Here is a 12,290-nt window from a genome sequence, read left to right on the forward strand (position 1 = left end):
GTGCCATTTTTTATCAGCGGGTGCTGGGTTGAGCCGCCTCGTCGTTTTCTTCGACGTTATCTTCTTCGTCGGATTGTGTATCGAATTCCTCTCGATAATCCTCGGGCTCGTCCCCCGGGTGTTCTTCACTCTCCCGCCCCCTGTCCTGGCGGAGACTATCGCGCTGCGCTTCAAGCTCGTCGTATTGCTCATCCAGGCGCTGCTGAGCCTCCTCGAAGCGCCGCTCGGTATCCTCGATCATCGCATCCACATCGAGATTTTCATCTTCAATGGCGGAACTTGTCGTACCGATACTTTCCGTCAGGTCAGCATCGCTGTCCCAGCGTTCGCCGATATCGTCGGGTATATCGAGAGATTCCAATGTCGCTGCTTCTCTTTCGACTTCTTCGAATTGAGCATCCAACTCACGCTGGGCCTCTTCGAAACGACGCTCGGTTTCGGCAATCATCTCGTCGACATCGGAACGGGTCGCCTCACCCGGCATCGCTCCGCCTTCTTCCAGCACATCGAGGGGCTCCTGCCCCAATGTCTCGTCTTCCGCCTCGGCTCCATTTTCATCCATCGACATGGAATCAGTGGAGCTATCCGCCAGGCCATCATCTGCAGCGGTTTCATTGGTGGCGGTTTCAGTGCTCGCTGCAGTTTCCGTCTCTGCTTCCGTGGTGAATTCAGTGTCTGACTCCGATTCCGGTGCCGAAGAAGCGACTTCGGAGGCTTGCGGATCATCGTCTGGCGTCTGGACCGGGGCATCGTCCTGGCTCGCTTCCTGCCCCGTCGCGGATGTGCCGTTACTCTCGGTTTCAACGCCGTCGTCGCTATCGCCACAGGCGCTCAGCAGCAGAGCCAGCGCCATGACGGTAGGCACCCAGAATCGTGTCGTCATCAACTTCTCCAATCGATAGGTTCATTCATGTTTACCTGCCGTCGAGTCATGTGTCGTTAATCTTGTTGCGTTGCAACAGCGAAGACGACTCGGGCATCAATAACTGTAACGCGCCGGGAACCACCTCGGCACGAAAGTAAGCGTGCTCCCGGGCTTCGCCATCGAGGGTCAAGGGCCACGGTGCCTCGGACGACTCGGCGCTGACTTCAATCCAAGGCGTGGTGAAATAGTCCACGTATTGGCCATTGCGGGCAAATGCATTCAGTTCCTTCAATAGCGGCGGCAATTGGCGAACGGAAGAGAAATCCTTGACGATGAGAATATCCAGAAGGCCATCATCAATACATGCCTCAGGAGCCAGCAACTGGCCGCCTCCCGCCTGGCAGGCATTGGCTATCGCCAGCAACATTATCGCCTCCTGCTGGCTCCCTCCCTCCCAGCACAGCCGGCCTCGATAACTGCAATGTCGCCATGCCTTGAATACGCCCATCAACGAATAGGCGCTACCTCCCAGGGCTCGCTTGAGAAGTTTAGGGGTATTGGCAGTAATTTCAGCACCGAAACCCGCCGTGGTCACATTCAAGAAGTAACTCGGCGTGGTCGCCTTGTGCTCATTGATCACCTCTACCGCATCCACCCGCTGAGGCATTAATGTACAAGCGGCATCCAGGGCCTTACTCGCCTCCAGGGGCAAACCAATCGAGGTGGCGAAATCGTTGGCGCTGCCTAGCGGCACGATACCCAGAATCGGCCGCCTGTCGTGGGGCAGGGCCATCAGGCCATTGACGACTTCGTTGACCGTACCGTCACCGCCACCGGCGATGACATGGGTAAAGCCCAGTGATGGGGCAACCTTGGCAAAACGCGCCGCGTCACCGGGCTCCCAGGTTACCTGCACATCCAGGGGCATCCCGGCCTTCCTGGCGGCATTCACCGCGTCGCGCAGTTCCGGCTCATGCGCGGCTTTTCCATTGACGATTAACAGATAACGCACGTGCTCTCCATTCACATGGTTTTCCTCGTGGTGTCATCAGGCCAATGCCTTGGCAACGACCTCGTAGACATTGGGTGAAAGCGGTTCTGCCTTGATCCGTTCCAATTGTGCTCGCATCAGTGCCTGGCGCGTCTCGTCAAAACGCTGCCAGCGGGTCAATGGCGTCACCAGACCCGCCGCTATTTCCGGGTTTAGCCGGTTGAGTTCGATCACCACATCCGACAATAGCTGATAACCTTCGCCATCCAGGCGGTGGAAATTGACCCGGTTATGGCTGGCGAAGGCGCCAACCAGCGCACGAACCCGATTGGGGTTTCTGAGCGAAAATGCCGGATGCTGCATCAGATACTTGACCCTTTCGATGACATCCGCCTGGGGGCGCGTCACCTGAATGGTGAACCACTGATCCATCACCAGCGGATCGTGCGCCCACTTTTCGCCAAAGCGCTTGAGAGCCGATGCGCCAAGCGCTTCATCAGAACTATGCACCAGCAGCGTCAAGGCATGACGAACGTCCGTCATGTTGTGATCCGCCTCGTACTGCTCACGACAGTATGCCAAGCCCTGTTCGTCCTCAATCGCCATAAGGTAGGAGAGCGCCACATTCTTCAGGCTACGCTCGGCGATCTGTTCCGGTTCTGGCGCATAGGCCACCTGCGAACGATTGTTCTCGTATACCGCCAGGAACTCGTCGCGTAGCGCCACGGCCAGCGACTGGCGAACGAACTCACGCGCCGCGTGGATGGCATCCACATCCACCAGCGGTTGCTGTTCGGCAATGTAGGCTTCCGAGGGCAGCATCAGCATTTCCGCCAGTACCGCCTTGTCATCGGTGGAGGTGGTCAGCAAGGTACGAAACGCCTCGATGACCCGCGTATCCATGACCTTTTCGACGCCATTGCGATGCGCGGCGATCAGGTCGTCGAGTGCCAGCAGGGCCAGGCGCTGGCCAGCGTCCCAGCGGTTGAAGCCATCGCTGTCATGGGCCAGCAGGAATGCCAGGTCTTCCCGGGAATAGGGGAAATGCAGCTTGACCGGCGCGGAAAAGCTGCGCAGCAGCGAAGGCACCGGGGCCTCGGCTACATCAGTGAAGACGAAGGTGCGCTCGTCTTCGCACAGATGGATGACTCCATCCTTGCCCAGCGACTCGCCATCCAGGGTCATGGTCAGGTCACGGCCGGACTTGGTTCCCACCAGCCCCATGCGCACGGGAATATGCAATGCCTGCTTTTCGGGCTGGCCGGGAGTCGCCGGTGTCCGCTGGCGCAGGGTCAGATGGTATTCGCTGTGGGTGTAGTCGTACTCCCCATGGGCATCGATTTCGGGCGTACCGGCCTGAGAATACCAGCGCATGAACTGGGACAGGTCCTCGCCGGAGGCTTCGGCCATACAATCGACGAAATCCTCGATGGTGACCGCCTGCCCGTCGAAACGCTCGAAATAGAGGTCGCTGCCGCGGCGGAACGCTTCCCAACCCACCAGATTGTGCAGCATGCGCACGACTTCGGCCCCTTTCTCGTAGATCGTCAATGTATAGAAATTAGTGATCTCGATGTAGTGGTCGGGGCGGATCGGATGGGCGGTGGGCCCGGCATCCTCGGCGAACTGCGCGGTACGAAAGAAAGCCGCATCCTGAATCCGCTTGACCGGAGCGGAGGTGATGTCCGCGGAAAAGCATTGGTCGCGAAAGACGGTAAAGCCCTCTTTCAGGGAGAGCTGAAACCAGTCGCGGCAGGTCACACGGTTCCCCGACCAGTTATGGAAATACTCATGGGCGACTATCCCCTCGACACGTTGGTAGGCGATATCGGTCGCCGTCTTGGGGTGGGTCAGCACGGCGGCGGAATTGAAGATATTCAATCCCTTGTTCTCCATCGCCCCCATGTTGAAATCATTGACCGCCACGATCATGAACAGATCCAGGTCGTATTCGCGCCCGTAGGTCTGTTCATCCCAGGCCATCGCCCGCTTCAGCGAGGCCATGGCATGTTCGGTCTTGTCCAGGTTCTCCTCTTCCACCCAGAGCTGCAGGGTGACCTCGCGCCCCCCCATGGTGGTGAAATGATCCTCGACCTTCTTCAAATCCCCCGCCACCAGGGCGAACAGGTAGCACGGCTTGGGATGCGGGTCCTCCCAGGTAGCAAAGTGGCGGCCGTCTTCGAGACTCCCCTTGTCCACCGGGTTGCCGTTGCAAAGCAATACCGGTTCGCTCTGCTGATCGCCGATGATGGTGGTGGAGAACGTCGCCATGACATCCGGGCGATCGGGATAGAAGGTAATGCGCCGAAACCCCTGCGCTTCGCACTGGGTGCAATAGATGCCATTGGACTGGTACAACCCTTCCAGCGCGGTGTTCTCGCTGGGCGCGATTTCCACTTCCGTCTCCAGTACGAAGCGCTCCGGTACCCGGGCAATAGTGAGTCCCTTGTCGTCGATGACGTAATCGCCTGAATCCAGCGCCTGGCCATCAAGGGCTATAGCTTTGAGTTCAAGGCGCTCGCCCTGGAGTTCAAGCGGCAACCCGCCCTCGCGATCCGGGTGTCGCTCCAGGTGCAGCCGGGCCTTGACCCGAGTCGCCGTGGGAGCCAGGTCAAACGTCAGCTCCGTGTGGGTGACACGATAGGCGGGGGCTTGATAGTCAAATCGATAGACCGGCTGCGGTGCGGACATGGTTCAGACTCCTGTCAAAGGCGACGTCGTTGAAGTGGTAAAAGAAGGTAGGACGGCAAATTTCCGAAAGGGAGATGTCCTAGTCGCGGAAATTGTCGAACTGCAACGGCAAATCCGGTCCCTCCTCGCTGCGTAACAGGGCCATCACGCTTTGCAGGTCATCGCGCTTCTTGCCGGTCACTCGCACTTTTTCACCCTGGATCTGGGCCTGTACCTTGAGCTTCGAGGTCTTGATACGCTTGACGATATCCTTGGCTTCAGCCTGGTCCAGCCCTTGCTTGAGTATGGCTTCCTGGCGTGCCTTGACCCCGGAGAGCACAGGTTCCTGAATGTCCAGGCAGCGGGCATCGATACCACGGGCGATCAACTTGTTGCGTAGTACATCCAGCATCTGCTTGAGCTGGAAGTCCACTTCCGCTTCGAGCATGACCTTGTCGTTTTCCAGGGTAAAACTCGCATCCACACCCTTGAAATCAAAGCGGGACTGGACTTCGCGATTGGCTTGATCCACGGCATTGGCCGCTTCATGGCGGTCGAATTCAGAAACGATATCAAATGAAGGCATTTTGGCTTTCCTGGCGAAACATGGCTCACCATTCTAGAGTAGCCGCCCCCTACCGGCCAATCCGATCTCGGCGGCAGATAGGCTGGCGATCATGCCCTGCGTTTCCATTCCGTCAGCCATCGCTTACCCTGTGCGCCGGTTCCTAGCAACGGAGAGCACCATGAGCGAGCGAGACAGCCGGCACAAAGCGTCCATGCAGAAACTCAAGCAGCATGTCGACGACAAAATTGCCGCGGCCGATGAACAGCGCGGCCTGTTGCTGGTATTTACCGGCAGTGGCAAGGGCAAGACGACCGCGGCCTGGGGCACCGTGACCCGCGCCCTGGGCTACGGTTACAAAACCGCGGTGGTACAGTTCATCAAGGGATTATGGGAGTGCGGCGAGCGCAACCGGCTGGAAGCGGATGACAACCTGGAAGTGGCCGTCATGGCGACTGGCTTCACCTGGGATACCCAGAACCGGGAAGCCGATACCCAGGCCTGCCAGGCGGTATGGCAGGAAGCCGAGCGCATGCTGGCCGACCGCGATACCTACCTGGTGGTACTCGACGAGATCACCTACATGCTCAAGTTCGGCTATCTGGACATCGACGTCGTCAAGCGGGCGCTGCAGAATCGTCCCGCCGAGCAGACCGTGATCATCACGGGGCGCAATGCTCATCGGGAGCTTGTGGCAATGGCCGATACGGTGACCGAAATGCAGGAAGTCCGCCACGCGTTCAACAACGGACTGCAGGCCCGCCGCGGCATCGATTACTGAGCGGTTTTCTCACCATCTAACACGAAAAGGCGCCCGAAGGCGCCTTTTCAGTTCACTCAGTTTCAGTTCACTTAGCTCAGTCGCAACCCTTACTCGTCGAAGGGATTGCGCAGGACGATGGTCTCGTTGCGGTCGGGGCCGGTCGAGATAATATCGATGGAGGTACCCACCTGCTCTTCCAGAAAGCTTATATAGGAGCGTGCATTCGCCGGCAGGTTTTCTACCTGCTTGATGCCCAGCGTGGATTCGCTCCAACCGGGCAGGTCCTGGTAGAGCGGTTCGATCGCTTCATAGCCCTCGGAATCCACCGGGGTATCCAGGACATCGCCATCCTTGCTGCGGTAACCGACACACACGCGGATATTCTCCAGGCCATCGAGCACATCCAGCTTGGTCAGGCAGATGCCTGACACCGAATTGATCTGCACCGCATGACGCAGGGCAACGGCGTCAAACCAGCCGCAGCGGCGAGCTCGCCCGGTCGTGGCGCCGAATTCATGCCCGCGTTCCGCCAGATGACGGCCGTGATCATCGAACAGCTCGGTAGGGAAGGGTCCTGAGCCTACCCGCGTGGTATAGGCCTTGGTGATGCCCAGCACGTAATCGAGGTAGAGCGGCCCCACGCCGGAACCCGTCGCGGTGCCGCCCGCCGTGGTATTGGAACTGGTGACATAGGGATAGGTGCCGTGGTCGATATCCAGCAGCGAGCCCTGAGCGCCTTCGAAGAGAATATTCTCCCCTGCCTTGCGCAGATCATGGACCAGGCCAACGGTATCGGACACCATCGGGCGCAGCTCTTCGGCCATCTGCATGGCGCTATCGAGCACTTCCTGGAAATCCACCGCCGCTTCGCCATGGTACTGGGTCAGTACGAAGTTGTGGTAATCCAGCACCTCGCCCAGCTTGGAGGCAAAGCGCTCACGATGGAGCATATCGCCCAGGCGCAGTCCCCGGCGGGCGACCTTGTCCTCGTAGGCCGGACCGATGCCGCGACCGGTGGTGCCGATCTTGGCGATGCCACGAGCCTTCTCGCGGGCCTGATCGAGGCGCACGTGGTAGTCGAGGATCAGCGGACAGGCCGGCGACAGACGCAGGCGCTCGCGCACCGGTACGCCCTTGCTCTCGAGCTCGCGGATTTCCTTGATTAGCGCCTCCGGCGACAGCACTACGCCGTTGCCGATGACGCAGGTCTTGCCGGGGCGCAGCACACCGGAAGGAATCAAGTGCAGGACCGTCTTCTCGCCGTCGATGACCAGTGTATGGCCGGCGTTGTGCCCTCCCTGGAAGCGCACCACGGCAGCGGCGGATTCGGTCAGAAGGTCAACGACCTTGCCCTTGCCTTCGTCGCCCCACTGGGTACCCAGTACCACTACATTCTTGCCCATTATGATGCTCTCGTCTCTTGTGTCAGGGCCACTGCCTGCCAGCGACCGTCGATAAGCTCAAGACAGCGGTTGCACTCATGCTCCGCCGGACCGGTACGCTGCCCAGGCAGCGCTTGTATGACTCGCTCGCCCTGCTGGCGCAGAGCCGAGATCGCCTCCTGCAGCGCCTCGTCCTCCCCGGGTGGCGCCCAGATTGCCCCGGCCGCCACACTACCCAGCGCCAGAGTCGCCAGCAATTTCAAGTCCATGGAAAAGCCGGTAGCGGGACGGGCGCGCCCGAATGCCCGCCCGGTATCATCGTAACGGCCGCCCTTGGCCAGGGCCTGACCGTAGCCGGGTACATAGGCGGCGAAGACCATTCCTGTATGGTATTGGTAGCCGCGCAATTCAGCCAGGTCGAAGTAGAGGGAAACATCGAATTTAGCCGCTACCCCTCTATACAACACCTCCAGCTGATCCAGGGCCGCCAGCACGGAGGCCGGGGCGCCGGCAAAGGCTTCCCGTGCCCGAACCAGAACCTGATCGCTGCCATGCAGCTCCCCCAACGCCAGGAACATGTCGGCCAACACGGGATCGTCGACACTCTGGGCGACCTGCTCCGCCAGCTGACCGGGAGACTTGAGAGCCAGAGCGGCGTACAGCGCCCTCTCCTGCTCGCCATCCAGCTTCGCCGCTTCGACCAGACTACGATAAATGCCGATATGACCCAGGGCCAAATGGATTTCGCCGGCTCCTGCGGCTTCGAGACTGGCGAGTGCGAGCTGAACGATCTCTCTGTCCGCATCAAGCCCGGCGTGGCCGAACAGCTCCACACCTACCTGCACGGGGCTACGCCCGCCTTGGTGCTGGTCGGCCTTGGCGCGCAGCACATTAGTGCAATAGCACAACCGTACCGGCCCCTGACGCTTGAGCGAATGGGCGTCCATGCGCGCCACCTGCGGGGTGACATCGGCACTGGCACCCATCATGCGCCCGGTGAGCTGATCGGTCAGCTTGAAGGTCTGTAGATCCAGATCGGTGCCGGTGCCGGTCAGCAACGAATCGAGAAACTCGATCGGTGGCGGCATGACCTGGTCATAGCCCCAACTGTGATAAAGATCGAGCAGCGCCCGGCGCAGCTCTTCCATGCGGCTTGCCTGAGGTGGGAGTACCTCATCCATGCCGTCGGGCAATAGCCAGCGGTCAGCGATGGTCATGTCAACAATCCTGCAAGACGATGAAGACCAAGAAAATGGCCACAAAAAAACCGGGCGACGCCCGGTGAATGAAGTCTACCATGTTTGCTCGGCTGATGAACCCCGCGGCGACGCTCCGCGAGGTTCACCGGACCGATTTCACTCGTCGTCTGCGGACGATGGAACTGCGCTTCTCAGGTAGCGGAAGAAGTCACTATCCGGCTCCAGCACCAGCAGATTGTCGTCACCGGCAAAGCTGTTGCGGTAGGCATTCAAGCTGCGCCAGAAAGCGAAGAATTCCTGGTCCTGTTGATAAGCCTGGGAGAAGATGGCCGCGGCTTGGGCGTCCCCTTCACCGCGAAGCGTTTCCGAACGCTCGTTAGCCTGGGCCAGCAGGACCTGGCGCCGACGATCCGCATTGGCCCGAATCCGCTCGGCCTCTTCCTGCCCCTGAGCCCGCCATTCCCGTGCTTCACGCTCGCGTTCAGAACGCATCCGTTCGAAGACCGCGGCGGAGACGTCATCCGGCAGATCGATACGCTTGATACGAATATCAAGGATCGATACCCCCAGTTCCTCACGCATCAACTCGTCGAGCTCGTTCGTGGGCCCGGTCATGAGATCGTCGCGCCGTTCGGCGATGATCTGCTGCAGGTTCAGCCGGCCGAACTCGTTACGCAAGCTCTCGTCCACACGGGGCTGAATCAGGCGAATTGCCATCATCTCGTCACCGGAGGTTGCCTCGTAGTAGCGAGTCGGATTGACTACCTGCCACTTTACGTAGGAGTCGACGATGACCGCCTTCTGTTCCAGCGTCAGATAACGGCTGGTATCGGTATCCAGCGTCAGCACCCGAGTATCGAATTTACGGATAGTCTGGGTGATTGGCACCTTGAAATGCAGGCCTGGCTGGATATTTTCCTCGATGACTTCACCAAAGCGCAGCTTGACTGCGCGCTCGGTCTCATCGACGACATACAAGGTATTACTGGCAAGCCAGGCGGCTGCCGCCAGACCACCCACGATCAGCAGGGAACGATTATTGATCATTTAGCGACCCTCCCTGCGGATATTGCTGTTATTGCTGTTGCTCGTATTACCTGACGAAGACTGAGTGTTACGCAAACGCTCAAGCACACTCGGGTCCAACTCCTCTTCGCTGGCGCGGCCACTGCCACTGGTGACACTCGACGCACCGCCACCACGCAACTGGTCCAGCGGCAGGTACATCAGCGGACTGTTTTCGCTCACATCCATGAGTACCTTCGGGGTATTGCCGAAGACTTCCTCGATGGCATCCAGGTACATCCGCTCACGCATGACGGCCGGGGAGTTCTGATACTCGCCCAACAGTGCGGTAAAGCGGTTGGCCTGGCCCTGTGCCTCGGCCACTACCGATTCACGGTAACCCTGGCCCTGCTCGATCACGCGCTGTGCCTGGCCTTGTGCGGCGGGAATGATGGCGTTGGCGTAAGCCATCCCTTCGTTGATGGTACGCTGGCGATCCTCACGCGCCCGGATGACGTCGTCGAACGCATCGATGACGGGAGCCGGCGCGGTGGTGGACTCGATGTTGATCGTCTGCAGACGGATGCCGGTACCATAGTTGTCCAGATAGGACTGCAGGCGACTCGCGACCGAACTGCCGAGAATTTCACGACCTGAGGTCAGGATCTCGATCATTTCGGTACCACCGACCACGTGGCGCAAGGCGGAGTCCAGGGCATTCTCGATCGACAGGCCCGGATCACGCACGTTGAGAACGTAGTCACGCGGATTGGCGACCTGATACTGCGCGGAAATTTCCACCTCGACGATGTTCTCGTCGCGGGTCAGCATCGATTGGGTCTGGGTCAGCGAACGCACACGTGTCACATTGACCATGCGCACGTCATCGATCAGCGGTGGATTCCACTGCAGACCGGGACTGACGATTTCCTGGAACTTGCCAAAGCGCAGCACCACGCCACGCTCGGACTGGTCGACCAGATAGAAACCCGAAGCCGCCCAGATAGCCAGCGCGACAATCAGCAGCAGCCCCGGCAGCGCGAACACGTTACGCGGCTTACCACCGCCTCCGGCACCGCCGCTCTTCTTGCGGCCACCGCCCTTCTTGCCACCGCCACCGAGCATGGCGTTGAGCTTGTCCTGGAACTTTTTCAGCGCTTCGTCCAGATCGGGCGGCCCCTGGTTGTTGCCTCCGCGATTACCGCCCCCTTCATCATTGTTATTGCCGCCACCATTACTACCGCGTCGGCCACCACCACTCCATGGGTCGTGCTGGTTGCCACCACCAGGCTCATTCCAGGCCATACGTCGTCTCCACTTTAATTGTCGCTTGCCGCCGATAGTAATGTGTCAGGCGACTTTCAATCGATACAAGGCGAAGCATCCGCACCATCGAATCTTGTTGGCTTTCGAGCAGTCACCCCATACCTCTCGACTCACGAAGCCTACCGAATCATTGACATTGATTTTCAGTACCCGGCCGGCACCCAACGGGTGTCGGCCTGCGTCCGCGTCACCACTCGGTGGGCTCACGCAACGCTTCGGGCAGATATGTGGCGGCGCGCTCTCCCAGTTGAGCCATGAGCTGGTTGAAATCGCGCCTTGGCAACCGCACGCTGAGTACCGGCCGACCCTGTTCGTCAAAATGTTCTTCGCGAACGGCTCCCAGTTCGTGCAGGCCGGCCCGCAGTTTACCCTGCTCAGGCGAAAGCGTCAGGTCGAAGGCAATGACATCCTGCGCTAGCCGCTCGGAAAGCGCCTCATGCAGTAGATCCAGCCCGCGCCCTTCTTGTGCCGACAGCCAGACGACTTCCGGCACACCGGCGCCGTCGCGTTCGATACGCGGTGCGCTGTCGAGCACATCGATCTTGTTCATCACTCTGAGTACCGGTACGTCTTGCGCCCCGATCTCCTTGAGCACGCTCTCCACCTGCTCGACGTTAAGCTCACGATCCGGGTCGGCCGCATCGATCACATGCACCAGCAGGGTAGCTTCCGCCGCTTCCTGCAAGGTCGCCTGAAAGGCTTCCACCAGCTTATGCGGCAGGTGCCGAATGAAGCCTACCGTATCCGCCATCACTACCGCGCCCACATCTTCGATCTCAAGGCGCCGTAGCGTGGGGTCCAGCGTGGCGAACAGTTGATCGGCGGCATATACGTGCGCCTGGGTCAGCGCATTGAACAGCGTTGACTTGCCGGCGTTGGTGTAACCCACCAGCGAAACGCTGGAGATTTCCGCTCGGGAACGGGCACGGCGATTCTGTTCGCGCTGGCTACGCACCTTGTCCAGGCGCTTGTGGATGGACTTGATACGACCTCGCAACAGACGACGGTCGGTTTCAAGCTGGGTTTCACCCGGGCCGCGCAAGCCGATACCGCCTTTCTGGCGTTCGAGGTGGGTCCAGCCGCGCACCAGGCGGGTGGACATGTATTCAAGCTGGGCAAGCTCGACCTGCAGCTTGCCCTCATGGGTTCTGGCGCGTTGCGCGAAGATATCCAGGATCAAGCCGGTGCGATCGAGCACGCGACACTTGAGCTCGCGCTCGAGGTTACGCTGCTGCGAAGGGCTCAAACCATGGTTGAAAATCACCAGTTCCGCTTGATGAGCTTCCAGGCAGGTACGCAACTCTTCCAGCTTGCCCGACCCCACAAAGGAGCGGGAGTCGGGGCGCTGCCTGCTGGCGGTCAGCAGCGTGGCCGGGATAGCGCCCGCTGAGCGCACGAGTTCAAGAAACTCACCAGGATCTTCTCGTGCTTGCTCATCGTGAAAATCCACGTGAACAAGCACTGCCGTTTCACCGGCTTCGGGGCGTTCAAAAAACAATCAATACCTCATGTCTTTTCATACGA

General features: G+C 59.7%; 10 protein-coding genes. 1 reads left to right on the forward strand and 9 read right to left on the reverse strand.

Going from position 1 to position 12,290, the window contains the following annotated elements; genetic code table 11:
* Positions 1-13 precede the first annotated feature (13 nt).
* The 4 genes from R5M92_RS07100 to R5M92_RS07115 all read right to left on the reverse strand — a co-directional run bounded on the left by R5M92_RS07100 (position 14) and on the right by R5M92_RS07115 (position 5,112).
* Positions 14-883: a hypothetical protein gene (locus tag R5M92_RS07100; RefSeq protein ID WP_346798939.1), complete on the reverse strand. Its 870-nt coding sequence runs from the start codon at positions 881-883 to the stop codon at positions 14-16.
* Between the two features lie 46 nt (positions 884-929).
* Positions 930-1,877 carry a lipid kinase YegS gene (yegS, locus tag R5M92_RS07105; RefSeq protein ID WP_346798940.1) on the reverse strand — a complete coding sequence of 316 codons (948 nt, stop codon included), beginning with the start codon at positions 1,875-1,877 and terminating at the stop codon, positions 930-932.
* A 36-nt stretch (positions 1,878-1,913) separates the two neighbouring features.
* Entirely contained in the window at positions 1,914-4,547 is a 2,634-nt protein-coding gene (pepN, locus tag R5M92_RS07110; protein WP_346798942.1) for an aminopeptidase N, read from the reverse strand.
* A gap of 79 nt (positions 4,548-4,626) precedes the next feature.
* Entirely contained in the window at positions 4,627-5,112 is a 486-nt protein-coding gene (locus tag R5M92_RS07115) for a YajQ family cyclic di-GMP-binding protein (RefSeq protein ID WP_346798943.1), read from the reverse strand.
* Between the two features lie 160 nt (positions 5,113-5,272).
* On the opposite strand from R5M92_RS07115, the gene cobO reads away from it, so the two are divergent.
* Positions 5,273-5,872, forward strand: coding sequence for a cob(I)yrinic acid a,c-diamide adenosyltransferase (gene cobO, locus R5M92_RS07120; RefSeq protein WP_346798945.1), 600 nt, complete (start codon positions 5,273-5,275; stop codon positions 5,870-5,872).
* 89 nt (positions 5,873-5,961) lie between these two features.
* Here cobO and R5M92_RS07125 read toward each other — a convergent pair whose 3' ends face one another.
* The 5 genes from R5M92_RS07125 to hflX all read right to left on the reverse strand — a co-directional run bounded on the left by R5M92_RS07125 (position 5,962) and on the right by hflX (position 12,264).
* Positions 5,962-7,257, reverse strand: coding sequence for an adenylosuccinate synthase (locus R5M92_RS07125; protein WP_346798947.1), 1,296 nt, complete (start codon positions 7,255-7,257; stop codon positions 5,962-5,964).
* Entirely contained in the window at positions 7,257-8,453 is a 1,197-nt protein-coding gene (locus tag R5M92_RS07130) for an ATP phosphoribosyltransferase regulatory subunit (RefSeq protein ID WP_346798948.1), read from the reverse strand. The genes R5M92_RS07125 and R5M92_RS07130 overlap by 1 nt, the downstream gene beginning before the upstream one ends.
* A gap of 138 nt (positions 8,454-8,591) precedes the next feature.
* Positions 8,592-9,482: a protease modulator HflC gene (gene hflC, locus R5M92_RS07135; protein WP_346798950.1), complete on the reverse strand. Its 891-nt coding sequence runs from the start codon at positions 9,480-9,482 to the stop codon at positions 8,592-8,594.
* Positions 9,483-10,745 carry an FtsH protease activity modulator HflK gene (gene hflK, locus R5M92_RS07140; protein ID WP_346798952.1) on the reverse strand — a complete coding sequence of 421 codons (1,263 nt, stop codon included), beginning with the start codon at positions 10,743-10,745 and terminating at the stop codon, positions 9,483-9,485. It abuts the gene before it with no gap.
* Between the two features lie 208 nt (positions 10,746-10,953).
* Positions 10,954-12,264, reverse strand: coding sequence for a ribosome rescue GTPase HflX (gene hflX / locus R5M92_RS07145; protein WP_346798953.1), 1,311 nt, complete (start codon positions 12,262-12,264; stop codon positions 10,954-10,956).
* Positions 12,265-12,290: the final 26 nt, after the last annotated feature.

The organism is Halomonas sp. Bachu 37 (assembly GCF_039691755.1).
In the GTDB taxonomy this organism is placed as follows: domain Bacteria; phylum Pseudomonadota; class Gammaproteobacteria; order Pseudomonadales; family Halomonadaceae; genus Vreelandella; species Vreelandella kashgarensis.